Source organism: Bradyrhizobium erythrophlei (genome assembly GCF_900142985.1).
Lineage (GTDB): Bacteria > Pseudomonadota > Alphaproteobacteria > Rhizobiales > Xanthobacteraceae > Bradyrhizobium > Bradyrhizobium erythrophlei_B.
Map to the genome: position 1 here is coordinate 6,915,873 of NZ_LT670849.1, position 24,132 is coordinate 6,940,004.

The 24,132-nt window shown below is 62.2% G+C and carries 24 protein-coding genes; 13 read left to right on the top strand and 11 right to left on the bottom strand.

The genetic code is table 11. The features are described 5' to 3' along the window. Window positions 1-77: 77 nt before the first annotated feature. From BUA38_RS33310 to BUA38_RS33335, 6 genes are read left to right on the top strand one after another with little or no spacing between them, the layout of a single operon-like run. A complete protein-coding gene (locus BUA38_RS33310; RefSeq protein ID WP_072824795.1) occupies window positions 78-1,334 on the top strand; it encodes a D-alanyl-D-alanine carboxypeptidase family protein in 1,257 nt (418 codons plus the stop codon). Next, window positions 1,334-2,029 (top strand): dTMP kinase, encoded by a 696-nt coding sequence (gene tmk, locus BUA38_RS33315; protein WP_072824797.1) that lies wholly within the window; start codon window positions 1,334-1,336, stop codon window positions 2,027-2,029. The genes BUA38_RS33310 and tmk overlap by 1 nt, the downstream gene beginning before the upstream one ends. Continuing rightward, window positions 2,026-3,063: a DNA polymerase III subunit delta' gene (locus tag BUA38_RS33320; protein WP_072824798.1), complete on the top strand. Its 1,038-nt coding sequence runs from the start codon at window positions 2,026-2,028 to the stop codon at window positions 3,061-3,063. The genes tmk and BUA38_RS33320 overlap by 4 nt, the downstream gene beginning before the upstream one ends. Before the next feature lie 54 nt (window positions 3,064-3,117). After that, window positions 3,118-4,989 (top strand): methionine--tRNA ligase, encoded by a 1,872-nt coding sequence (metG, locus tag BUA38_RS33325; RefSeq protein WP_072826633.1) that lies wholly within the window; start codon window positions 3,118-3,120, stop codon window positions 4,987-4,989. A gap of 9 nt (window positions 4,990-4,998) precedes the next feature. Further along, window positions 4,999-5,775, top strand: coding sequence for a TatD family hydrolase (locus BUA38_RS33330; RefSeq protein WP_072824800.1), 777 nt, complete (start codon window positions 4,999-5,001; stop codon window positions 5,773-5,775). Then, window positions 5,772-6,569: an MBL fold metallo-hydrolase gene (locus tag BUA38_RS33335; protein WP_072824802.1), complete on the top strand. Its 798-nt coding sequence runs from the start codon at window positions 5,772-5,774 to the stop codon at window positions 6,567-6,569. Before BUA38_RS33330 ends, BUA38_RS33335 begins: the two co-directional genes overlap by 4 nt. A 17-nt stretch (window positions 6,570-6,586) precedes the next feature. Here the strand turns inward: BUA38_RS33335 and BUA38_RS33340 are convergent, their stop codons facing one another. Further along, window positions 6,587-7,918 (bottom strand): GAF domain-containing protein, encoded by a 1,332-nt coding sequence (locus tag BUA38_RS33340; protein ID WP_072824804.1) that lies wholly within the window; start codon window positions 7,916-7,918, stop codon window positions 6,587-6,589. Beyond that, window positions 7,915-8,403, bottom strand: coding sequence for a pyridoxamine 5'-phosphate oxidase family protein (locus BUA38_RS33345; RefSeq protein ID WP_072824806.1), 489 nt, complete (start codon window positions 8,401-8,403; stop codon window positions 7,915-7,917). The genes BUA38_RS33340 and BUA38_RS33345 overlap by 4 nt, the downstream gene beginning before the upstream one ends. Before the next feature lie 121 nt (window positions 8,404-8,524). On the opposite strand from BUA38_RS33345, the gene BUA38_RS33350 reads away from it, so the two are divergent. Continuing rightward, on the top strand, window positions 8,525-10,069 hold the full coding sequence (locus tag BUA38_RS33350) for a flavin-containing monooxygenase (RefSeq protein WP_072824808.1): 1,545 nt from the start codon (window positions 8,525-8,527) through the stop codon (window positions 10,067-10,069). A 66-nt stretch (window positions 10,070-10,135) separates the two neighbouring features. Here the strand turns inward: BUA38_RS33350 and BUA38_RS33355 are convergent, their stop codons facing one another. After that, window positions 10,136-11,125 (bottom strand): ABC transporter substrate-binding protein, encoded by a 990-nt coding sequence (locus BUA38_RS33355; protein WP_072824810.1) that lies wholly within the window; start codon window positions 11,123-11,125, stop codon window positions 10,136-10,138. A 77-nt stretch (window positions 11,126-11,202) separates the two neighbouring features. On the opposite strand from BUA38_RS33355, the gene BUA38_RS33360 reads away from it, so the two are divergent. Then, entirely contained in the window at window positions 11,203-11,943 is a 741-nt protein-coding gene (locus tag BUA38_RS33360; RefSeq protein WP_072824812.1) for a class II aldolase/adducin family protein, read from the top strand. 15 nt (window positions 11,944-11,958) lie between these two features. On the opposite strand, the gene BUA38_RS33365 is transcribed toward BUA38_RS33360, so the two are convergent. The 8 genes from BUA38_RS33365 to BUA38_RS33400 form a co-directional block, all read right to left on the bottom strand. Next, a complete protein-coding gene (locus BUA38_RS33365; protein ID WP_072824814.1) occupies window positions 11,959-13,605 on the bottom strand; it encodes an acyl-CoA synthetase in 1,647 nt (548 codons plus the stop codon). Between the two features lie 20 nt (window positions 13,606-13,625). Then, entirely contained in the window at window positions 13,626-15,506 is a 1,881-nt protein-coding gene (locus BUA38_RS33370) for a TRAP transporter large permease subunit (RefSeq protein ID WP_072824816.1), read from the bottom strand. Between the two features lie 30 nt (window positions 15,507-15,536). Continuing rightward, window positions 15,537-16,556, bottom strand: coding sequence for a TRAP transporter substrate-binding protein (locus BUA38_RS33375; protein ID WP_072824818.1), 1,020 nt, complete (start codon window positions 16,554-16,556; stop codon window positions 15,537-15,539). A gap of 302 nt (window positions 16,557-16,858) precedes the next feature. Then, window positions 16,859-17,665, bottom strand: a complete 807-nt coding sequence (locus tag BUA38_RS33380; RefSeq protein ID WP_072824820.1) for an enoyl-CoA hydratase/isomerase family protein — start codon at window positions 17,663-17,665, stop codon at window positions 16,859-16,861. 18 nt (window positions 17,666-17,683) lie between these two features. Continuing rightward, complete coding sequence (locus tag BUA38_RS33385) at window positions 17,684-18,403, bottom strand: LamB/YcsF family protein (RefSeq protein ID WP_244553127.1); 720 nt, start codon at window positions 18,401-18,403, stop codon at window positions 17,684-17,686. Window positions 18,404-18,433: 30 nt separating this feature from the next. Next, entirely contained in the window at window positions 18,434-18,847 is a 414-nt protein-coding gene (locus BUA38_RS33390; protein WP_072824824.1) for a DoxX family protein, read from the bottom strand. A gap of 21 nt (window positions 18,848-18,868) precedes the next feature. Further along, entirely contained in the window at window positions 18,869-20,221 is a 1,353-nt protein-coding gene (locus BUA38_RS33395) for an MFS transporter (RefSeq protein WP_072824826.1), read from the bottom strand. A gap of 69 nt (window positions 20,222-20,290) precedes the next feature. After that, on the bottom strand, window positions 20,291-21,268 hold the full coding sequence (locus tag BUA38_RS33400; protein ID WP_072824828.1) for an amidohydrolase family protein: 978 nt from the start codon (window positions 21,266-21,268) through the stop codon (window positions 20,291-20,293). A 143-nt stretch (window positions 21,269-21,411) separates the two neighbouring features. On the opposite strand from BUA38_RS33400, the gene BUA38_RS33405 reads away from it, so the two are divergent. The 5 genes from BUA38_RS33405 (at window position 21,412) to BUA38_RS33425 (ending at window position 24,078) form a co-directional block, all read left to right on the top strand. Further along, entirely contained in the window at window positions 21,412-21,960 is a 549-nt protein-coding gene (locus BUA38_RS33405; protein ID WP_072824830.1) for a MarR family winged helix-turn-helix transcriptional regulator, read from the top strand. Between the two features lie 99 nt (window positions 21,961-22,059). Then, window positions 22,060-22,689: a nitrile hydratase subunit alpha gene (nthA, locus tag BUA38_RS33410; protein ID WP_072824832.1), complete on the top strand. Its 630-nt coding sequence runs from the start codon at window positions 22,060-22,062 to the stop codon at window positions 22,687-22,689. After that, window positions 22,686-23,345: a nitrile hydratase subunit beta gene (gene nthB / locus BUA38_RS33415; RefSeq protein ID WP_072824834.1), complete on the top strand. Its 660-nt coding sequence runs from the start codon at window positions 22,686-22,688 to the stop codon at window positions 23,343-23,345. The genes nthA and nthB overlap by 4 nt, the downstream gene beginning before the upstream one ends. Further along, window positions 23,342-23,728 (top strand): nitrile hydratase accessory protein, encoded by a 387-nt coding sequence (locus BUA38_RS33420; protein WP_072824836.1) that lies wholly within the window; start codon window positions 23,342-23,344, stop codon window positions 23,726-23,728. Before nthB ends, BUA38_RS33420 begins: the two co-directional genes overlap by 4 nt. Before the next feature lie 101 nt (window positions 23,729-23,829). Then, window positions 23,830-24,078 (top strand): hypothetical protein, encoded by a 249-nt coding sequence (locus BUA38_RS33425; RefSeq protein WP_072824838.1) that lies wholly within the window; start codon window positions 23,830-23,832, stop codon window positions 24,076-24,078. The last annotated feature ends 54 nt before the right edge of the window (window positions 24,079-24,132 follow it).

Genomic DNA, 24,132 nt, shown 5'->3' on the forward strand with positions numbered 1-24,132 from the left:
CGTTTGAGAGAGCCGAAAGCCGTGTTGTTTGAGCGGTATCCAACTGTTAGAACGCAAGCCTTCAAGGATAGCTCTCGATGGCGCTTTCGACGTCGCGGTTTCATCGGCCTTTGGCCACGCCAGGTCGCCTCTCGCGCGGCCTCGCCGTTGGCGCGCTTCTGGTGGCTTTCGCCTGGAGCGGCGTGCTGCTCGCCGCCAATAACAGCGTGCAAGGCGCCAAGAAGGAAGAGGCCGGGTTTGACGGCGACGCGCCGACCGCGATCCTGACCGAAGCTTCAAGCGGCGCGGTGCTATTTGAGAAGAATGCCGACGAACTGCGCGCGCCGTCCAGCATGATGAAGCTCGTGACCGCGGAAGTCGTCTTTCATGCCATCAAGCAGGGTGACATCAAGCTGACCGACGAATTTCGCGTCAGCGAGAACGCCTGGCGCAGGGGCGGGGCGCCGGCCGGCGGCTCGACCATGTTCGCCGCGCTCAACAGCAAGATTTCCGTCGACGATCTCCTGCACGGCGCGATCATCCAGAGTGGCAACGATGCCTGCATCGTGCTGGCGGAAGCCATGGCCGGCAACGAGCGCGCTTTTGCCGAGATCATGACCAAGCGGGCCCGCGAGCTTGGCCTCGCACGGTCGACCTTTGGCAATTCCAACGGTCTGCCGGACCCCGCCAACAAGATGACGGTGCGCGAACTGGCAACGCTCGCGCGCTACATCATCCAGACCTATCCCGAATTCTACAAGCTGTTCGGCGAGAAGGAATTCACGTGGAACAAGATCCGGCAGCCGAACCGCAATCCCTTGCTCAATTCGCTTGAAGGCGCCGATGGTCTGAAAACCGGTTTCACCAAAGAGGGCGGCTACGGCATGGTCGGGTCGGCGGTGCAGAACGGCACGCGCCTGATCGTCGCCATCAACGGGCTTGAAGACCCCGATGATCGCGCCACCGAAGCCAAGAAGATGCTGGAGTGGGGCTTCCGCAATTTCGAGGTGCGGACCGTGTTCGCGGAAAACCAGACAATCGGCTATGCGAAGGTGTTCGGTGGCGATACCCGTTCGGTTGCCTTGGCAAGCCACGAGCCCGTCAAGGTCATGGTTCAGAAGAACGGCTCCGACAAGCTGATCGCGCGCGTCGTCTATAGCGGGCCCGTGCGCGCGCCGTTCGAGGCGGGCCAAAAGGTCGGCGTGGTCAAGGTCTGGCGCGGCGCCAATGTCGCGGTGGAGACGCCGGTCTATACGGCCGACGCGGTTGGCCGGGGCTCGACGCTGCGGCGCGCCGTCGATGGCGTGGCGGAACTTGCGATCGGGTTGTTCCGCGCAGGTGCCGAGAAGTTGTGATGGCGGCGCAAGTAGCGGTCAAAGCCGCGGGTGGGCGCGGACGTTTCATCTCCTTTGAGGGAGGTGAGGGGTCGGGCAAATCCACGCAGATCAAGATTCTTGCCGAACGATTGGCCGGCGTGAAGCTGCACACGCTTGTGACCCGTGAGCCTGGCGGATCACCGGGCGCCGAAATCATCCGCCATCTGGTTCTGTCCGGGATGGGCAAGTTGCTTGGCCCCGAGGCGGAAACGCTGCTGTTCGCGGCCGCACGCGATGACCATGCGCGCACCGTTATCGAGCCCGCGCTCAAGCAGGGCACATGGGTGCTGAGCGACCGCTTTTCGGATTCGACCCGCGTCTATCAGGGAACCCTCGGAAAGGTCGCGCCCGGACTTCTCAATGCGATGCAGCGGGTGACGATTGGTGATCTGAAGCCGGACCTTACGGTGATCCTCGACGTTCCCGTCGAGATCGGTCTCAAGCGTGCTGCCGCGCGGCGCGGCAACGCTGCAGCCGACCGGTTCGAGTCGGAAGACATCACGTTTCATCAAAAGCTGCGTGACGCCTATCGGCAGATCGCGAAGGACGAACCGCAACGCTGTGTACTGATCGACGCCAGCGAGGAGCCGGCAAAAGTTGCGGCAAACGTCTGGTCGGCCTTGCGCGACCGCTTTTTCGCTGCCAACGCAGGTAATGCGGCGGCGCCGGCATGAGCAGCAAGGCTGAGACTCAAATTCCGGTTTCTCGTCCCCGCGAGACCACCGATCTGTTCGGCCACCACGAAGCCGAGGCGGCGCTGTTGAATGCCTACCGCAGCGGACGCATCCCGCATGCCTGGCTGATCGGCGGCGCGCAGGGCATCGGCAAGGCCACGCTCGCCTACCGGATGGCCCGCTTCGTCCTTGCCCATCCCGATCCTCGTTCGGCGATTGTCCAGCGCGCCGACAGCCTGAACGTCGATCCATCGGATCCGGCGGCGCGCCGCATCGCGGCCGAAGCGCATGGCGGGCTTCTGGTGCTTCAGAGGACGGCCAACGACAAGGGCGTGATGCGGACTGTCATAACGGTCGACGAGACGCGCGAAACCATCGGCTTTTTCGGTTCGACAGCCGCCGCCGAAGGATGGAGGGTTTGCATCGTCGACACCGTCGACGAGCTCAATCCGAATGCCGCGAACGCGCTGCTCAAGACCCTCGAAGAACCGCCGCGCCAATCGCTGTTTCTGTTGATCAGCCACGCACCGGGCAGGGTCCTGCCGACCATTCTGTCGCGCTGCCGGCGGCTGTCGTTGCGGCCGCTCGGGACCGCTGACGTGATCAAGGCGGTGAGCCGGGCGACGGGGCTCGCCGGCACCGACCCTGCACTCCTCGAGGCGGCCGAGGCAGCGGAGGGAAGCGTCGCACGGGCGTTGACGCTGCTCGGAGGCGACGCCGTCAAACTTCACAACAAGACCGCGGCGCTGCTCGCGGCCCTGCCTCGGGTCGATCCGCGCGAACTGCATGCGTTGGGCGACGCGCTGGGCGGTAGCGACAAGGTGGCGCTCGCAACCTTCGTCGACAGCATCGACCGCTGGGTGGGCGCGCGCATGCGGACCGGCGACCCCAACGCCGACCTGCCGCGCCTTGCACGGCTGGCGGAGGTATGGGAAAAGATCAGCCGCGCCGCGCGCGATACCGCTGAATACAATTTAGAGCGAAAACCGCTCGTATTCTCGGTATTTGGGATGCTTGCGGAAGCTACGCGATAACAGCGGTCCCTCAAATCCCGATAGTCTTGTTTGATCCGATATAAGGAATTCGCCGTGGCGAAGGCTGCGAAAAAAACCGTCAAGAAAAAAGCAAAAAAGGCTCGTAAAGCGCGGGCTGGTGCGAAGCGTGCCGTAGCCAAGAAGAGCAGAAAGGCGGCCAAGAAGACCGTCAAGAAAGCCGCAAAGAAGGCGGCGAAAAAGGCAGTCAAAAAGAGCGCGAAGAAAGCCGCCAAAAAAGCAGCCCAGAAGCCTGCCACCAACGCGCCGGCGAAGACAAAGACTCCACCCACGGGTTCGAAGAAAACGAAAGCGGCAGCCGAGCCGAAGGCGAAGGCCGGCGCAGCGGCCTCCACTCCAGCGCCAAAGGCGCCGATCGCACGAACCAAAAACTCGTTCTACATCACCACTGCCATCGCGTACCCGAATGGCGTTCCCCATATCGGCCACGCCTACGAGGCGATCGCGACCGATGCGCTGGCGCGCTTTCAGCGGCTCGACGGCAAGGACGTGTTCTTCCTGACCGGCACCGACGAGCACGGCCTGAAGATGATCCAGACCGCGGAAGCCGAACAGCTGACGCCCATGGAGATAGCGACGCGCAACGCCCAGCGTTTCAAGGAGATGGATCAGCGGCTGAATATCTCCTTCGACCGCTTCATCCGCACCACCGAAGAGCAGCATCATCGCTCCAGCCAGGAAATCTGGAACCGGATGGTCGCGAATGGCGACATCTATCTCGACAGCTATTCCGGCTGGTACTCGGTGCGCGACGAGGCCTACTACGCCGAAGAGGAAACCACCCTCGGCGAGGACAATGTACGCCGCGGGCCGCAGGGTTCACCGGTCGATTGGGTAGAAGAGAAGAGCTACTTCTTCCGTCTCTCGGCCTATCAGGACAAGCTGCTTAGGCTTTACGAGTCGCAGCCGGATTTCATCGGGCCGGATTCGCGCAAGAACGAAGTGGTCAGCTTCGTCAAAAGCGGATTGCGCGATTTGTCGGTCTCCCGCACGACCTTCGATTGGGGCGTCAAGGTGCCCGGCGATCCCGAGCACGTGATGTATGTCTGGGTCGATGCGCTCACCAATTACATCACCGGCGTCGGCTTTCCCGATGAAGGAGACAAGGACTGGCACTACTGGCCCGCAGACGTCCACATCATCGGCAAGGATATTATCCGCTTCCACGCGGTGTACTGGCCGGCATTCCTGATGTCGGCCGGCATTCCCGTGCAGAAGCGCGTCTATGCGCACGGCTTCCTGTTCAATCGCGGTGAGAAAATGTCGAAGTCGGTCGGCAACGTCGTCGACCCCTTCAATCTCGCCGACCAGTACGGTGTCGATCAGACGCGTTATTTCTTCCTGCGCGAGGTGCCGTTCGGCCAGGACGGCAGCTATAACCATGAAGCCATTGTCGCGCGCATCAATGCCGATCTCGCCAACGATCTCGGCAACCTGGCGCAACGTTCGCTGTCGATGCTCGCCAAGCAGTATCAAGGCGTGCTGCCGGAGCCGGGCGAATTCACCGATAACGACAAGGCCATTCTGGCGCAGGCCGACGGCATGATCGCTCTCGCGCGAAGCGCGATGGCGACCCAGCAGATTCATCAGGCGTTGAATGCGGTATGGGCGGTGGTGGCCGAAGCCAACCGGTATTTCGCCGGCGAAGCTCCGTGGGCACTGGCCAAGACTGATCCGAAGCGTCAGGCGACGGTGTTGTACGTGACGGCCGAGGTCGTGCGGCAGACCGCCATTCTGGCACAGCCGGCGATGCCGAAAGCCTCAAGCAAGCTGCTCGACATTCTAGGCATTCCCGATGACGTCAATTCCCGCAACTTCGTGGCGCTCGCGACAAGGATCCAGCCAGGTTCGGTGCTTCCACCGCCGGCCCCGGTATTTCCGCGTTACATCGAGCCGACGGTAGCGTGAGCAGGGCCAATGCTCGTCGATAGCCACTGCCATCTCGACTTTCCCGACTTTGCTGAAGATCTCGACGGCATTGTCGCACGGGCCGAGACGGCCGGCATCGGGCGGATCGTCACCATTTCAACGCGGGTGAGACGGCTCGATGCGCTGCTTGCGATCACCGGCAAATACGCTCCTGTCTATTGCTCGGTCGGCACCCATCCGCATCAGGCCGACGAGGAAGACGGCATTCCTGCGGACGAACTGATCGCCTTGACCAAACATCCCAAGGTCGTCGCGCTTGGCGAGGCCGGGCTGGATTATTTCTACGAGCACGGTTCGCGCGAGGCGCAGGAGCGGGGCTTTCGGACCCATATTGCCGCGGCGCGCGCCACCGGTCTTCCGCTCGTCATCCACACCCGCGAGGCGGATGAGGATTGCGAGCGAATTCTGGTCGATGAGATGACCAAGGGAGCGTTTCGCGCGGTGCTGCATTGCTACACCGGCGGGCGAAAGCTCGCGATGAAAGCTATCGATCTCGGCCTGTCGATCTCGTTCACAGGCATCCTGACGTTCAAGAAGTCGGACGAATTGCGCGCGCTCGCCGCGGAATTGCCTGCGGATCGCATCATGGTCGAGACCGACGCGCCGTATCTCGCGCCCGGCAAATTCCGCGGCAAGCGCAATGAGCCGGCCTATGTGGTGGAGGTCGCCAAGGTGCTGGCGGAAGCCCGCGGCGTTTCGCTGGAAGAGATTTCCCGCCAGACGTCCGAGAACTTCTTCCGCCTGTTCTCCAAAGTGCCCGCATGACGCTCACGCTCACCATTCTCGGCTGCGGATCGTCGGCCGGCGTGCCGCGGCCGGCGCTCGGCTGGGGTGCCTGCGATCCGGCAAATCCGAAAAACCGCAGACTGCGCTGTTCGCTCCTGGTCGAGCAAGCGGGCGCGGCCGGCACGACGAGGGTCCTGATCGACACGTCGCCGGATCTGCGCGAACAGTTGATCAGCACCAACGTCGACCACATCGATGCGGTGTTCCTGACCCATGAGCATGCCGATCAAACCCACGGGATCGACGATCTGCGTTCCGTGGTGCTGCATCAGCGCCGGCGCATTCCGACCTATTTCAACATGTCCACCGCCAAGGACATCATGGCGCGGTTCTCGTACTGCTTCATAACCCCGGAAGGCAGCGAATATCCGCCGATCCTCGATCGCCATTCGATCGAGGCGGGCGAGACGCGGACGATCGAGGGAAAAGGCGGCGCCGTGGCGCTCTCGGCGTTCGACCTCGCCCACGGCAGGATTCCCGCACTCGGCTATCGGATCGGTTCAGCCGCCTATACGCCCGACGTCAGCGACATTCCGGAAGCGAGCTGGCCGTCCCTCGAAAACCTCGACCTCTGGATTATCGATGGCTTGCGTTATGCCGGTCATCCCAGCCACTTCAGTGTCAGCGATGCGCTGTCGTGGCTGGACCGCTTCAAACCGAAGCGTGCGGTGATCACCAACATGCATTCCGACCTCGACTACGAGGTGCTGCGGCAGAGCCTGCCCAAAGGCGTCGTACCGGCTTACGATGCCATGCGGCTGCAGGTTCGCTAGCTGCCCAATCCCACTCTTCATCGCGACTCAAGAAGCGCCGGTCCGGCTATTTCCAACCTCAGCTTTCCGCGACCCGTTTTGACTAGTCGGATTGGAGCAGCCTTCTCCTCCAGCCGCCGTCGGAGCAGGAGCAGGCGAGTCTCCAGATTGTCCTTGAAATCAGGCAATCGCAATTCGTCGGAGAGCCGCATCTCGCGATTGGTAAAGTCCGCACGTCCCTCTCGCAGATGCAGCCCGAGCAGATGCACCAGGAGCCGACCCGAAACGCCTTTGATCAAGTATTCGCCGTCAATGAACACGCTGTCGTCAAAAAGATGGTGGATGACGCTAAATGGCCGGCCGGCCAGGGCGCCGTTGCCCTGGGACGTGACCAGCGATTGCTCGTTGGCACTGGTATTGTCGGCAAGCGCAAGGGCTGCCGCCGCGTTGCTTGCCAGGATCGAAAGAGCCATTTCGACGTCTCTCGGGAAAGCGAGACGCTCCCTGTTTTCGAGAAAAAGCACGCCGCGCAAGACGCCACCCGCGATCATAGGCAGCGCCATCTGGCTCATGGCATCCGCTATGCCTGGCAACGCGATCGTGCGCGTCTGATTTTCGTCAACCGCCGACGCGCGTATCGCGTTACCGAACCGGCGAATGCGGCTCATGTCGCTGATGCGGATAGTGCGGCGCTCGGCTGCCGCCGTTCCGATGATTGCTTCGCCGATCGCCACTTCGGAGCCGATGCCGGTCCAGGAATAGCCGCGACTACCGACGGTCACCAGACGTTCGCCAGCGGGATATTTCAGGAGCAGCATCGAGTTGGCGCAGCCGAAGCTGTCGCGCGGTCCATCCAGCACCGCGTCGACGATTGCGTCGATTTCGCTTGCCTCGGAGATGCGACCGTTGAGCGTCGCCGCTGCAGCGAGATAAAGGCTCGTCGCCGGCGACGAGGTTGCGACGGCCGCGCCCGGCGTCGGAATGGCCTCCGCTGACGCAACGCGGTAAATGTCCACGCCGCGCAAGCGCATCACGTCGGCCATCCCGACTTGTGCGCTGCTGGCGCGGAGCTCAGCCGCCATCGTTTCGTACAGCGGGCCGCTGTCGAGCGAGCGCTCAAAGACCACGGACAGCCGGTATTGGCTGCCATCACGCGGATCGACCAGCATGACGGCGGCGTTGTTGTTGGCGCGGATGTTGGCGGCGGTCTTCGAGAAGAATTGGTCCGAGAGCGCTACGTGCTCGTCATCGACGAGCGCGACATGCGAGAGGTAGGAGATGTTAGGAACGCCAACTTGCGACGCCGTCGCGATGATCGAGGGAATGACGCCCTCGAAGCAGGTGTGGAGGTCACGTAGGCGGACCGTCATTGAGACGGCTCGAGGATACTGCCGGCCTTCTCGCCCGGCGTCTGCACGAAAATCGCCTCGACCGCGAGGCGCAAGACCTGCGGCTCCAGGTCGATGAGCCAAGGCGCCGCGACCGCCCGATCGAGACCGAGCCCCGCGAACGTCTCGGTCATCGCCTCGATGTAGTGCTGCGCGCGCTCCCGATGGGCGAGGGAAGCGGGAATGATCGCGGCACGACCTTTCAGCTGGTACGAGACATAGTCGGCGGGCCGCGCGAAGGTGACGGCGAGACGCCCATTGCGCCCGACGTTGGCGATGGTCTGCGGCCATTGCCAGCCCGAGACAATGAGGTCGATGCGACCTGTGGCACGATCGACGACAGCGCCGGCCGCCCGGGCAACCTGCGGCAGCAGGCCATCGTCGCAGCTTCCGACGATGATCATCACCGGGCTTTCCAGGAAGGCCGCCAGCGCGGCGTCGATCGAGTTGCGGTCTGTTCCCGGCATAAGCCTACTCTAGCGGTTGGCCATGATTTAGTAAAAGCGACCATGCGCTTAGTAATCATTTAGGAAAGCGGCGATCCAGAGAAGCGTACAGTTCCGGCCGACCATGAAGAGGACTGGCACCATGAATGCTTCTCTCGATCCGATCCATATGCCCCAACGAACCGTCGCCGTGATCGGCGGCGGCCCGGCCGGCCTTGTCGCAGCGCGCTTCCTCAAAAAGCACGGCTTCGATCCGGTCGTTTTCGAGGCTGCAGCGGCGGTAGGCGGGCAATGGAATGCGGGCTCGCCTTCGAGCGCTGTCTGGCCGGGCATGTGCACCAATACGAGCCGCGTACTGACCGCCTTCAGCGATCTCGATCATCTTGAAGGCGCCAGTGTCTATCCGAGCCAGATCGACATGCTGGCCTACCTGCAGCAATACGCCGAGAAGGCCGGCCTTGCGCCCCATCTCCGGCTGTCGACCCGCGTCGAAGGATTGGATCAGTGTGCCGGGAAAGGCTGGATCGTCCGCTCGCGACGCGGCGAGAGCACTGTATCGGAACTCTTTCCGCGCGTCGTGGTCGCAACGGGCTGCTGCACGGCACCCGACGTACCCACAGTTGCCGGGCTGAGTGGTTTTGCCGGCCGCAGCGGCGCCATCCATAGCTCCCAATATAAAGGGGCCGAGCCCTATCGCGGGCAATCCGTGCTCGTTGCCGGCTGTTCAATCAGCGCGCTCGAAATCGCAAGCGAATTGGCGGCATCGGGCGCAAAGGTCTGCGTCGCCATGCGTCGCCAGCGCTATGTCCTGCAAAAGCTCCTTGCCGGGGTGCCGACGGATCACGTTGCTTTCACGCGTTTTGCCGCACAAGCCGGACGGGTGCTGCCGCCGGAGGCGATCGCGGCGGGAATGAAACAAATGGTGCTGCAGAACTGCGGCAGCCCTGAGCAATTTGGTGCTCCGAAGCCAGACGAAAACATCTTCGCCGCCGGCTTGACCCAGTCGCAGAATTATCTGGCATTGGTGGCGGAAGGACGAATCCGATCACGGCCGTGGCTCGAAGCGGTCGACGGCCAAACCGTGCGCTTTGCCGACCAATCCAGCGAGGTCTTCGACGCGATCATTCTCGGCACCGGCTTCAAGCTCATGCTGCCGTTCGTCAGCGAGGCGATCGCGGCGACCCTGGGCCTCGACGGCTACCACGTCGACCTGCACGACCATACACTGCATCCCGATCTGGATGGTCTCGGTTTCATCGGCCTTTATCCACTAGTCGGCCCCTACTTCCCGGTGCTTGAATTGCAGGCGCGCTGGCTTGCTTATTTGTGGGCAGGGCTGCGGCCGATGCCGTCCATCGAAACGATGCAAGAGGGCGTTTCGACGGCAAGAGAACGTCGAAGTGGTCCGCGTGATGTTCCCATGCACGCGCTAGCAACGCTCTTTGCCACCCATGCTGGTGTCGAGCCGCGTCCCGCGGCTTGGCCCACGCTCGAACGCGCATTGTGGTTCGGCCCGTTGTCACCGGCCTCGTTCCGTCTGACCGGCCCCGATGCCGAACCGGACGCGCCAACCCGCGCCATGATGGCGGCGCGTTCTTTCAACGCGATCATCGGGGACGCGCTCACGCCCGAGGAGACGGCGCGTGTGAAGTCCGTGACTGCAACGCCCGACGTGCGAGCCGCATGATCCAACCCGGCGCTAGGCCCTGAGTGCTGGCGACAGCTGTTGATTGCGTGCTGATGCGTCCGCGCCCTAGATCTTGTGCAGTTCGAGCGCGGAAGGATGGAATAGTTCTTCCGGCGCCACAAGCCGCGAGGACAATCCTTCGGCGTGATGGCGCTCCAGAAAGCGCCTGAGCACCTCGCGGTTGGGCTCCAGTCCATACGACCAGAAATCCTCGCCCATCAGACGGCGCGCCGCGCCCAATTGCTCCTCGACAAAGGGTAGCGTCACCTTGGTGGCGGAAGTGTCCGAAAGCTTGGTCAGCGCGATCGCCTTCGAGCGTTCGAACGCCTTATAGACCGCAACCGGCAGCCACGGATGCTTGTCGACCAGCGTGCGGCGAATGCCGAGCGTATGCATGATGGGGAAGAGGCGGGTCCGCCGATACCATTCGGTCGCGGTCGCCTGCGGGTCGGCGAAGAGATAGCCGACATAGGGATGCCCGCGATCGAAACAGGAGGGGGCACGGGGCCCGATCACGGCATCGAGTTCGCCGCTCGCCAGTAGATCCGAGATGGTGGCGTCCGGTCGCGCATTCTCGACCCGGACATCGGACGGCAGATTGAGGCTGATCTTTTCGATCCTTCCGGGATGCTCGTAGCCGCCGCGCACCCAGGTGACGTCGGAGGGACGAATTCCGTAATCCTCTTCAAGAAAGAGGCGAACCCAGATGTTGGCCGTCAGTTGATATTCCGGCACGCCAATGCGGCGTCCTTTCAAATCGGCCGGGGATTTGATCCGGTCGGTGCGTACGTAGACGGAGGTATGGCGGAAGGCGCGGGACGGAAACACCGGCACGGCGACATAGGGGCTGGCGCCGGCCGCGGTCTTCACCGAATAGCTCGAAAGCGACAATTCGCAGACGTCGAAATCGGCGTGACGGAACGCGCGGAAGAATATCTCTTCCGGATCGAGCAGCATGAACTGCGCATCCACGCTGTCGATCTGGACCAGGCCATCGACCAGGGGGCGCATCCGGTCATAGTCACCGATCGCGACGGAAAGCTGCAATTTGCTCATCAGAGGGCGCTCCCTTAATATAGTTAGGAACCTTACTATTTCATCCAACCCCAAGAGCTCAACAGGGAATTCCTGCTATGTCCCATGCCGTAACCGAAAGCCTCACAACGACCATCCGCGAGCTGGTCGATGCCAACCATATCTTGTTCGATCAGGGCGTGGTGGATGGCTTCGGTCATGTCAGCGTACGGCATCCGGAAAGGCCCGACCGGTTTCTGCTGGCGCGGAGCATGGCGCCAGCGCTCGTCACCGAAAAGGACATCCTGGAATTCGACTTCGACGGCAATCCCGTCGTGCCCAACGGACCTGCGCCCTATCTGGAACGGTTCATTCACGGCGAAATCTACCGCAAACGGAAGGACGTGAATTCGGTCGTGCACAGCCATTCGCCCTCGGTCGTGCCGTTCAGCGTGGTCCCGACCGTCAAGTTGCGCCCGGTCTGCCATATGTGCGGTTTCCTCAGCGAAAAGGGGGCGCCGATTTTCGAAATCCGCGATTTCGCGGGCCCCGGCAGCGACCTCCTGATCACGAGCCAGAAGCTTGGCGCGGCGCTTGCCGATAGCCTCGGCAATGAGCCTGCTGTTCTGATGCGCGGCCACGGCTCGACGGTTGTCGCCGGAACGATCCGTCAGGCGGTGTTCCGCGCTGTTTACACCGAGATTGGCGCGCGGCTGCAAATGGAAGCGATGAAGCTCGGGCCGGTCACTTACCTCACGGAAGAAGAGACCGTCGGGACCACCAAGACCATCTCTACGCAGTACGACCGCTCCTGGTTCCTCTGGCTCAAGGCGGCGCGAAACAGCCCGATGTCGCAGTAACTGGCAAAGCGCGCGTTACGACTGGATCGCCTTGGCTGAGTGGACCTGATCGCGCAGGATGAATTTCTGGATCTTGCCGGTTGAGGTCTTCGGGATCGGCCCGAACACGACCGCCTTTGGCGTCTTGAATCCGGGCATCTGCGCCCGGCAGAAGGCGATGATGTCGGCCTCGCTCGCTTGCGCATTTTCCTTGAGCTCAATGAATGCGCAGGGCACTTCGCCCCATTTGGCGTCCGGCTTGGCGACGACGGCGGCGAACAGCACGGACGGATGCTTGTAGAGGACATCCTCGACCTCAACGGAGGAGACGTTCTCACCGCCGGAAATGATGATGTCCTTGGAGCGGTCCTTGATGATGACGTAGCCGTCCTCGTCGAGCACGCCGAGATCGCCGGTATGAAACCAGCCGCCGGCAAAGGCTTCACGTGTGGCCTTGTCGTTCTTGAGATAGCCCTTCATCACGATATTGCCGCGGAACATCACCTCGCCGATGGTCTCGCCGTCGCGCGGCACTTCGCGCATGGTTTCGGGATCGATGACGGTCACGGCTTCCTGGAGCGGGTAGGAGACGCCCTGCCGGCGCTTGAGCTGCGCGCGTTGATCAGCGGCGAGATCGTCCCAACCGGGTTGCTCGGCACAGAAAGAAGCCGGACCATAGGTCTCGGTCAATCCGTAGACATGGGTAAGCCTGACGCCGATGCGCTCGGCGCCCTCGAGAACGGCGACCGGAGGCGCCGCGCCCGCGATCAACCCGACCACCGGATGGGCTTCTGACTTCTTCGGCGCGTCGGGGGCATTGATCAGCGTGTTGTAGACGATCGGCGCACCGCACATATGCGTCACGCCGTGTTTCGGAATCAATCCGAAGATCTTTGCTGGATCGACCTTGCGCAGGCACACATTGATCCCGGCCAAAGCGGCAACTGTCCACGGAAAGCACCAGCCGTTGCAATGAAACATCGGCAGCGTCCAGAGATAGACCGGGTGCGGTCCGAGATTCGCCGCGAGGATGTTGCTGACCGCGTTGAGGTACGCACCGCGATGGTGCGTCACCACCCCCTTGGGATTTCCGGTCGTGCCGGACGTATAGCTTAGCGCGATCGCGTCCCATTCATCTGCAGGCGGGCGGGGAACAAACCCTTCGTCGCCTTGCGCGAGCGCTGCCTCATATTCGATTTCGCCGATCCGTTTGATACCGAAGGCCTCGTCATCGACGTCGATCACGAACGGCCTGGCGCCTTTCATTTGTTTCAGCGCGTCCGAAATCACACCGGCAAATTCCGGATCGACCAGAACGATCCTGGCGCCGCCATGGTCGAGCTGAAAGGCGATGGCAGCCGCGTCAAGCCGGATATTGAGCGTATTGAGCACGGCACCTGTCATCGGCACGGCAAAATGCGCCTCGTTCATCGCCGGGATATTCGGAAGCATCGCGGCAACCGTATCGCCCGGACCGATGCCACGACCGGCGAGATACGCGGCAAAGCGGCGACAACGTGCATAGGTCTGCGACCAGGTGAAGCTGCGGCCCTCGTAGACCGTGCTGGTGTGGCTGGGATAGATCGCGGCCGTGCGCGCCAGAAAGCTCAGGGGTGTCAGCGCGACGAAATTGGCCGGCGTCTTCGCGAGGCCGATATCGTACTGGTTCTGTGGTCCTGCCATCGGTCACCCCTCAAGTCCGTCTAAAGGAAGCCGATCGATATCCATGGAAAGATAGCAACAATTATCAGGCCTGCCATCAGCGCCAGCAAATAGCCCCAGATCGGGCGAATGCCCTCGGCAGGGTCGACGCGGCCGATGGCGCAGGCGGCGTAGTAACCGACCCCGAACGGCGGAGCGAACAACCCGATGCCCATCGCCAGAATGATGATCATGGCGTAGTGCACCTCGTGCACGCCGACAGTCCGCGCAATCGGGAACAACAGCGGACCGAACAGCACGATGGCCGGAATGCCCTCGAGCACGCTGCCAAGCACGACAAAGGCCAGGATCGAGACTGCGATGAAGCTGGCGGAGCCGCCGGGCAGGCCGGTCATTGCGGCCGCCAGCGCCCGCGAGAAGCCGGACTGGGTCAGGCCCCAGGCCATGCCGGTTGCGGTTCCAATGATCAGCAGGATTGCGCCGGACAAGCAGGCGGTGTCGATCAGCATCGGCATCAGCCGCCGCCAGTCGAACTGGCGATAGATCAGAAGGCCGACCACGAAACCGTAGACGATGCCGATCGTGGAAACTTCTGTCGCGGTCGCCACGCCTTCGACAACCGCATAGCGGATGACAAACGGGAGCGCGAGGGCGGGCAGGGCGATGATGAAGGTACGAAAGATCTCCGCGCGCGTCGCCCGCCGGACATGGCTCAGGTCCTCGCCGCGATAGCGCCACCACACCAGCACCGACAGCGTGATCGCCAGCACCACGCCCGGCAGCAGGCCGCCGGTGAACAATGCCGAAATCGAAACGCCGGTCACCGAGCCGATGGTGATCAGCACCAGGCTTGGCGGGATGGTCTCGGTTTGCGCGCCGGTCGAAGCGAGCAGGGCGACGAGATCGCCGGGGCGAGCGCCGCGCTGCTTCATTTCAGGGAATAGCACCGGCGCGACTGCGGCCATGTCGGCGGCCTTGGACCCGGAAATGCCTGAAACAAGGTACATCGCGCCAACCAGCACATAGTGCAAACCGCCGCGGACATGGCCGAGCAGGCTCGCCAGAAACGCCACCATGGCCCGCGCCATGCCGGCCATCTCGATCAGAAGCCCGAGGAAAACGAACAGCGGTACGGCGAGCAGGATCAGATGGCTCATGCCTTCATCCATCCGGCCGACCAGCACCATCAGCGGCGTGCGGGTGGTCAGCGCCAGATATCCGAAAATCGCCAATCCGAACGCAAACGCGATCGGCACGCCGGCAAAGACGCAAAAGCCGACCACACCGACGAAGAAGATCACGAGGTTAAGATTGCCGAGCGGCCGCAGCCAGGGCGAGGCAAGCCAGAACAGCACCACGACGAGCGCCACCGACAACACCGCCCGGACGACGGTCCTGGCATCGCCAACCCGCAGCAAGCGCAGCAACGCAAACAGCACCATCAGGCAGATGCCGACCGGCAATGCCGCAGCACGCCAGCTATTGGAAATCTGCAACGCCGGCGTCGTGATGAAACTTTCCTCGTAGGCGTACTGATAGCTCGGAGCCACGATAAGAAGCAGGAAAGCCAGCGCCGCGCAGGTCGCGACGACATCGAGATAGGCCCTTAAAGTCGGCCCGGCGCTCGCAACCACCGCCGTCATCCGCATATGCTCGGAACGGCGAAAGGCGACGACGGCGCCCAGCATCGCCAGCCACAGGAACAGGATCGAGGCCAGTTCGTCGGACCAGATCAGCGGCTGTTGCACGACGTAACGCGCCACGACCCCGGCGAATAACACCACGATCTCGGCAACGACGAGCAAAGCGGCCGGAATCTCGACAAGCGTTCCGAGTAAACGCTCGAACGCCGCGACAGGCGCACGCCGGCGAGGGGACACCACCTCGCCGGCTACCGCCTGCGTTACCTCGGCATTGATCATCCTAGTGCCCAACCCTCGTCTGGGCCGATACTACGACAGTTTGCCGACGGATTTCTCCAGGATCGCCCACGCCTCTTCGCCGTATTTCGTCTTCCATTCGGAATAGAAACCGGCGGCACGCAGTTTCTCCCGGAACGGTGTGAGATCGGGCTGATTGAAGGTCAATCCTTTGGCCGCGAGGTCTTCCCGGACGGTCGCATTCAGCTTCTCGGTGTCGACACGGGCCTTCAGCGCCGCCGCGTTGACGTTCTTCTCGACGACCGTACGTATATCCGGCGACAAAGCTTCCAGCGCGCGGCGGTTGGCCAGGAACCAGTAGCCGTCCCACATATGGTTGGTGAGCGAGCAGAACTTCTGCACTTCGTAGAGCTTGGCGGTCGAAATCAGCGCCAGCGGGTTTTCCTGGCCCTCGACGATTTTGGTCTGAAGCGCCGAATAGACCTCGTTGAAGTTAATGGAGGCGGGCGCTGCATCGAACGCCTTGAACATCGAGGTCCACAGCGGCGATACCGGCACGCGGATCTTGAAGCCTTTATAGTCGCCCGGCCCCGTGATCGGCTTGGTCGAAGAAGTGGTCTGGCGGAAGCCGTTGTCCCAGATCTTCTCGAACGCGATGATATTCGCCTTGGCAACTTCCTTACGCACATAGGCGCCCAAATCGCCGTCCATGGCCTTCCAGACGGTCGGATAATCCGGGAACGCGAAGCCCATGCCATTGATCGACGCCGCCGGCACCAGCGTCGCCAGGATCAGCCCGGACATCGTGAAAAACTCGACGCCGCCGGAACGAAGCTGGCTCAAAACGTCCGTATCGGCGCCGAGCTGGTTGTTCGGGAAGATTTGCAGGTCGAACTTGCCATTGGTCTCGGTCTTGATCGCGGCCGCCATCTCCCGCGCACGGATATTGAGTGGATGGGTGTCCGGCAGGTTGTTGGCGAACTTGTAGGTGAATTCCGCTTGCTGGGCTCGCGCAACAAACGGCGCGCCCAGGCCGCTGAGCACCGCTGAAGCGGCCGTGGTCTTCAATAGCGAACGTCGTGAAAAGCCCATCGTATCGTCTCCCAAATCGTTTCTTATCGGCTCCGTATCGAAGCCTTCTGAATTCCTTTTTGCCTGCTTTGACGGGAAATACCAAGCGGAGCTTCGCGCGCCATTCGCCACGGCGCGCGCGGGTGATTTGGCGAGGGTTTGACGCGGCGTCCGCAGGGTCACGATCGGTCTTCAAATCTGCTAGAAGCTGAGGATTTAGATACAAATGTCCGGAATCTCTATAGAATAAAATATTCCATAATATACCTTATGCGAATCGTGGATATGTAGACCGGGATTGGGGCGGACCGAGCAATCCACCTTCAGCGGCCTCGGAAACGCGGCTTGCGCCGCTCCAGAAATGCCGCCACGCCCTCCTTGTGATCTTCGGTCAGGGTTGCGAGCGCGAACTGATCGACATCCATGTGACTGGTGAGATCGTCGAGCGCATGCGTCAGGCGGTTGATGGTGAGCTTGGTCATCGCAGCCGAGATCGGCGGCTGGCTTGCAAACTTTGTGGCGAACGCCATCGCGTCGTCGAAGGCCTGGCCGGGCTCGGTGACCTCCTCCACCAGACGCCAGGCATGGGCTTCCTCGGCCGTGATGCGCTGGTCGGCCAGGATCACGGCCTGCTTGGTGCGGGCCGGGCCCATAAGGTGCAGCAGGCGCGGGATGCTCTGCCAGCTCATGTTCATGCCGAGACCGATCTCGGGGATGCGGATATGGGCGTTGCTGCTCATGACGCGGAAGTCGAGCGCGACGGCGAGCGCAATGCCGCCGCCGATGCAAAAACCTTCAATCGCGGCGATGGTGATCTGGTCCAGCTCTTGCCACGCGCGGGCGAGCCGGGGCCCGAGCTTCAGGTGCCGGCGCAGGGAGCCGATGTCCATGGACTTGCGCAGGCGGCCCTCGGGGTCCTTGAGGTCAAATCCGGCGCTGAAGGCTTTCGGACCGCCGGTTAAAACGACCACCGAAGTATCGCCATCGTCCTCGAAACTTCGCGCCGCCTGCGTCAACTGCCGCATGGCTTCAGGCGACAGCGCGTTGATGCCGTCGCCGCGGTCGAACCGCACCACGGCGATCCGGCCTTCGGGGCCGAGGCCTTTTTCGATGGTCACAAAGTTGGTCACACGCCCCTCCTCTGTGCGTTAAGGATTAAGCTTCGAGGCCTCGCGAACGGCGCGCGCCACATCGACCGCATTCGGCGTGTCCGAGTGCACGCAGATGGAATCGGCGCGCACGGCGACATCCTTGCCGTTAATGCTTTCGGCCTTGCCTTCGGCGATGGCCCGCCGACAGCGCGCGGCGGTGCGCAAGGGGTCGACGGCGTAATGCTCGCGCGTGATGATCAGGCGGCCGTCATCGTCGTAGTCCAGATCGGCATAGAATTCGGCGATCAGCACGTGGCCACGGGCGCCATAGACCGTCTCGTGGCAGGTACCGATCATCCCCATGACCGGCACCTTGAAGACATCGGCCGCGTCGCAGATCGCGTGCGCGACCGACTCATCCCGCGCCGCCATGCCATAGAGCGAGCCATGCGGCTTGAGATGGTTCAGCGCCATGCCTTCGGCTTCGAGGAAACCTTTTAGCGCGCCCACCTGGTAGACGATGCAATTGGCGAGCTCTTCGCGCGGCATCTTCATTTCACGGCGGCCGAAGCCTTGCAGATCCGGCAGCGACGGATGCGCCCCGACCTTGACGCCATGGGCCTTGGCAAGCCTGACCGTCTTGCGCATGTGGTTGAAGTCGGAGGCATGGAAGCCGCAGGCGACATTCGCCACCGAAATCAGCGGCATCAACGCTTCGTCGTCGCCCATCCGGTAGAGGCCGAAGGCCTCTCCCATATCGCAATTGATCGTTGCCACGCCCTGCTCCCGGGCCTCTTGAGTTAGCCCTTATTTCTTCCGAAGCGCGTAAGCGCCGGGACCAAAGGCCGCGATCATGGCAAACAGGCCGATCAGCCCAAGGTTCTTGAGGAAGTTGACGGTCTGCGGGATCACCTGCGCCGGCGGTGAGGCCCAGAAATTGTGGAACATTACGCTTGCCAGAACCGTGAACACGATGAAAGCAATCGCCGCGCAACGCGTATAGATACCCAGAATGAGCGCAAGCGAACCGCCGAGTTCGATCACGATAGCACAAGCCGCCAGAACACTGCCGAAGCCACCTGCGCCACCCGGCAAGCGTCCCGCCGTTACTTCGAAGGCCAGGATTTTTCCGATCCCGCTATAGATGAACAGCGGTGCCGCCAGCAGGCGCGCGGCCAACAGCACCTTGTCCTGTAAAGCCGTGGTATCCGAACTCGACATTCTCTTCCCCCTTTGTGAGAACTATTCCGCGGGCGCCACGCTCGTTTCGGTGGCCTTAGCTGGCACCGAGAGCGAGCCGATCACGAGAGCCGCGACGACTGCCGCGCCTCCAATGGCCCAAAAGACCGCGTCCTGTCCGCCGGTCACCTGTTGCAGAAACCCGATAACCGACGGCCCCAGAATGCCGCCGACGCGCCCTACCCCAAGCTCCATGCCGACCCCGCTGGCGCGGAAGCCGGTCTCGTAGGAATTGGCCGTGAAGTTGTTGAGGACATGCTGGGCGCCGATCACGCAGAAGCCGGCGACCGCACCGACCACAAAATTGAACGCGTGGCTGTTGACGAACACCAGAGTTCCGACAGCGATGCCGCCGATGATCCACCACATGCCGAGCAGCCGCGGCGTCGGCGCAAATCCGCGGTCAGCCAGCATCGCGAGCGTCAGCCCGCCAATGAAGGACGTACCCTGCATCAAGGCGCCATAACTGAAGCCCGACGCAAAGCTCTCGCCGCGCTGGATCATGACGGTCGGAATCCACCCGACCAGCCCGAAGATCGCAAACAGCGTGAGGAAGGCTGTAACCCAGATTGTGAGCGACACACGGCGATAACGCGGCGCAAGCAGAGCTGCGATCGTATTCCTGGGCGCGGCGCGATCGGGACTATGGAACGTCGCAGTCGCGTAAACCGCACTCCGATCCGGCCGCAGCCGCACCATCAGCGCGCGCAACTCCTCGAGCCGGCCTCGGGCGGCAAGATATTTCGGGCTCTCGGGCAACACCGCGTGCACCAGCAGCGTCAACGGGATCGACAGCGCACCGACGAAATAGAGAATTTGCCAGCCATAGGTCGGCGTCAGGAAAACCCCGATCAATCCGGCAAAGACGCCCCCCAGCGACCAGCCGAACGTGACGCCCCACAGGGAGAACGCGTTGCTGACCCGCGGCGGGGCGAGTTCGTTGATGAAGGTGGTGCCAAGCGGCAGCAGCACGCCGAGACCGAGACCGGTGAGAAAGCGCAAGGTGCAGAAGCTCGCGAAACTGGTCGCAAAGATCGCCGTGAGCAGCGTCAAGACATTGACGATCCACAAGCCCGCCAGCAGCGTGTTGCGGCGGCCATAGCGGTCGGCGATCATGCCGTGCCCCATCGCGCCGAACAGAAAGCCGATCAATCCGGAAGAGACCAGAAATCCGGCCTGGCTCGGCAACAGTCCCCAGGGCTGTCTCACATACTGAATGACATAAGCTGGGTTGAAGGTGTCATAGCCGTCGAACAGCGTGATCAGGGTGATGACGATGCCGAGCATCTTGTGCAGCGGCGTGACGGCAGCCCCCGCCAGTTCTTCATGGATATCGACTTCGTTTCCCGAACTCATGGATCGTCCCTCCCCGTGCTCCTTGTTCCCATACCGTCCCTGCTCTTCCGGCAGGTTTCCAACAGCACGTTATTTCAGCTTGAACAGCGCCCTCGCATTGTCGCTGCCTATCTTTTGACGGTCGATCTCCGAGATCGGCGCCGCATCGAACCAGTCGGAGGCGTGATCGATGTTCTCGAACGGCCAATCGGTCGAGAACAGGATTCGATCCGAGCCGATTTCGAGCATGGCGTCGATCAGCGTCTGCGTGCGGAAATTCCCCGATGTCGTAATGTAGAAATTCTCACGGAAATATTCGCCGATCTGGCGCTTGGCGGGATAGTTGTTCTGCACCCGCATCCACTTGTTGTGATTGTCGATCCGCCACATCGAGTATGGCAGTCCCTCGCCCATGTGGCCGAGCACGATATTGAGCCGCGGATACGCGTCGAACAACCCTGAACCCATCAGCCTGAGCGCGTGAACGGCCGTTTCCTGGCCGAACGCCCAGGACGGTCCCAACAGCCAGCGGTGGCCTTCATAGATCGCCGCATCCTTCGGCAGCGGATTGCGCGGGTGCAAATAGAACGGCACGTCGAGCCGCTCGACCTCGGCCCAGAACGGCCAATAGGCCTTGATGTCGTAATAAATACCGGACGGATTGTCCGTGACCTGGCTGAAGCCATTGACCAGCGCGCCGCAAAAGCCGAGCTCCTTCACGCACCGCGTGAGCTCGCGTGTCGCAAGCTCCGGCGTCTGCATCGGCAGCGCGGCAAGGCCGGCAAAACGCGTTGGCTGGCGAGCGATCTGTTCGGCCATGAAGTCGTTCGACCGGCGCGCGATGTCGTTGGCTTTGTCGGAATCAGGGATCGCCTGCACGGCCGGCGCGTTGAGCGACAGCAGCATCATCTCGATGCCGTGCGCGTCCATCTCGCGCAGGCGGCGCTCCTGGATGTCGAGCAACCGGCCCTTCAATTCCGGCCAGTCGGCCTCGGGAGCAAAACCGGCACTATCCTGAAGGGTTTCCGGAATCGCAAAGTGCTCTTCGAGCGCTACTTTTCCCTGCATGCCGCTTCCCCCGATTTTTATGCGTGGACGGGTCGGATGAAATATCAGCGTCCGCGGCCTGTCAACGCGAACGTTGCAAATGCAAATGTTGCATTCTAAACAATTGGTGATAAGCCGGATATTCCGCTTGGCTGGAATCGCCCGTGTACAGGCTGTCAACTTCGCTGCCTTATCTTCTCGCCCGCCTCGGCGTGCGCATGGGCGATCTGTTTGTCCAGGTCGTCGGCAAGGATGGATTGACGCTGCCGATGTATCGCGTGCTTGCCGCGCTCGCCGAGCAGGGACGTCCGCTCCGGCTCGGCGAACTCGCAGCGCTGACGTCGGCGGAAATGTCGACGCTGTCGCGATTGATCGCCGACATGCATCGCGACGGCATCGTCTTTCGCGAACGGCCGCAAAACAACCAGCGAAGCCTGCAAGTGAGCCTTACGCCCCATGGCGCGGCGCTGGCCGAACGCTTCATGCCCGTCGCGGCCCATTACGAGAAGGTCGCAACGGGTGCCATGACGGCGAAGGAAGCGGCGGCGCTGAAGGCGACGCTGGCGCAGATCTACGAAAATCTCGACCGTCTGGAGCGAGACCTCGCATCGGGGGCCATCGAGAAGTTGGTTGGTCCGGAGCCACGGCCTCGTGCGACGCGCGCGCGCGGCGAGCGCTCGCCCTCCCCGCGGCGAACCAGCACCGCATCCTGAGACAAGCCAAAACTGGGCCATAGAATCGGCTCGTTCGCCGAATTGGATGGCCGCGGCCGGTCCTCGACATCAGCCTTCCATTGCGCTTATCCTTGGCCCATGAGCAGCCACGACCATCACCATCACCACGACGACCATTCGGAACTGTCCGAGACGGAGCTGCGCGTGCGCGCGCTGGAGACCATCCTGACGGAAAAGGGATATGTCGAACCAGCCGCGCTCGACGCCATCGTTCAGGCCTATGAGACCAAGATTGGTCCCCACATCGGCGCGAGCGTCGTTGCGAAGGCTTGGACCGATCCCGATTTCAAGAAGGCGCTGCTTGAGGACGGATCGAAGGCTGTTCACGCGCTTGGTCATCAGGGTCGCGTCGGCGACCATCTGGTAGTCGTGCAAAATACGCCGCAGCGACACAACATGGTCGTCTGCACATTATGCTCCTGTTATCCCTGGGACATGCTCGGGCTGCCTCCGGTCTGGTACAAGGCCTCGCCCTATCGCTCGCGTGCGGTGAAAGACCCGCGCGGCGTGCTCGCCGATTTCGGCGTGAGCTTGCCGAAGGAAACCGAAATCAGGGTCTGGGACTCAACCGCCGAGACCCGATTCCTTGTCTTGCCGATGCGGCCCAAGGGCACGGAAGGCTGGAGCGAAAAGCAATTGGCCGAGCTCGTGACACGGGATTCGATGATCGGCACCGGATTTCCAAAGGCGCCGGGAGCGGCATCTTGAACGGCGTCCACGACATGGGCGGCATGGACGGCTTCGGCAAGGTCGAGCCCGAGCCGAACGAACCGCCATTTCACGAGAAATGGGAAGGCCGCGTGCTGGCGATGGTCCGCGCGATGGGCGCTGCCGGTGCGTTCAACATCGATACGTCCCGCTTCTATCGTGAATCCCTGCCGCCGCATGTTTATCTGGCCAGCTCCTACTATCGGAAGTGGCTGCTCGGGCTGGAGGATAATCTGGTCGACAAGGGTTATGTCACGGCATCGGAACTTTCGGCCGGCCATGCGGAAGGAACTGCAAAACCGGTCAAGAACGGCAAGTTTGGGCTTGAGAAAGTCGAAAAGAGCCTGGTGCGCGGTCACTTCGAACGGCAAGCACCCGCGCCCGCCAAATTCAGGATCGGCGATCGCGTGCGCGCCAAAAACATGCATCCCGCCACGCATACCCGCCTCCCCCGCTACACGCGCGGCCATGTCGGCGTGATCGACCGCATTCTGGGCTGCCAGGTGTTTCCGGATTCAGCCGCCATGGAGTTGGGTGAAAATCCGCAGTGGCTCTACAACGTGGTGTTCGACAGCATCGAGTTGTGGGGGCCGGACGCCGACCCCACCGTCAAGATCTCCATTGACGCGTTTGAGCCTTATCTGGAGCTAGCATGAGGAACGCGGCCATAGTCCAAGCGACCGGCGCCCTTCCGGATTTGCCACGGGACGAAGACGGCCCGGTGTTTCGCGAGCCCTGGGAAGCGCAGGCTTTTGCGATGGCGCTCTCGCTCTACGATCGCGGCCTGTTCTCGTGGAAGGAATGGGCGGCGGCGCTTGCCGATGAAATCAAGCTCGCGCAGGCCGGAGGCGATCCCGATACCGGAACGACCTATTACCGGCATTGGCTCGCCACCTTGGAAAAAATGGTGGCTGCAAAAGGCGTGACCACGGCCGCAACACTGCATCGCTACCGCGATGCCTGGGATCGCGCCGCCGATCGCACGCCTCACGGCAAGCCGATTGAGCTCAAGCCGGAAGATTTTCCGCCGAACACTTGAGCCGTGAGCGCGCTATTTTAATTTAACGCGCGCAACACCTTTAAGCTGCTCCCGCAAATCGCTAGCCTGTGTTGACGCAGTCCTCTTGCAGGATTTCCCTCATGAACATGCTGTTTCGCTGCGCCTCGCGCCTGATTGCCGTTAGCGTCTTCGCTCTCTCGATTCCAGCGCATGCCTCATCACCGGACATCGAGTCGACCAAGGGTTTCAAATTGGCGATGGGGCCGACGAGTGCCGCGCCGAAGAACAAAGGCCCGGCGATGACGGAATCCGGTTCTGTCGAGGTCAAGCCGCGCCACCGCGTCAAGCCTCATCACCATCGCATCAAGCATCACCGGCGGCACGACTAGCCGCAAACACCACTTCGGGAACCTGTTCCGACGGGCCGCCCGGCCCAAAGCCGG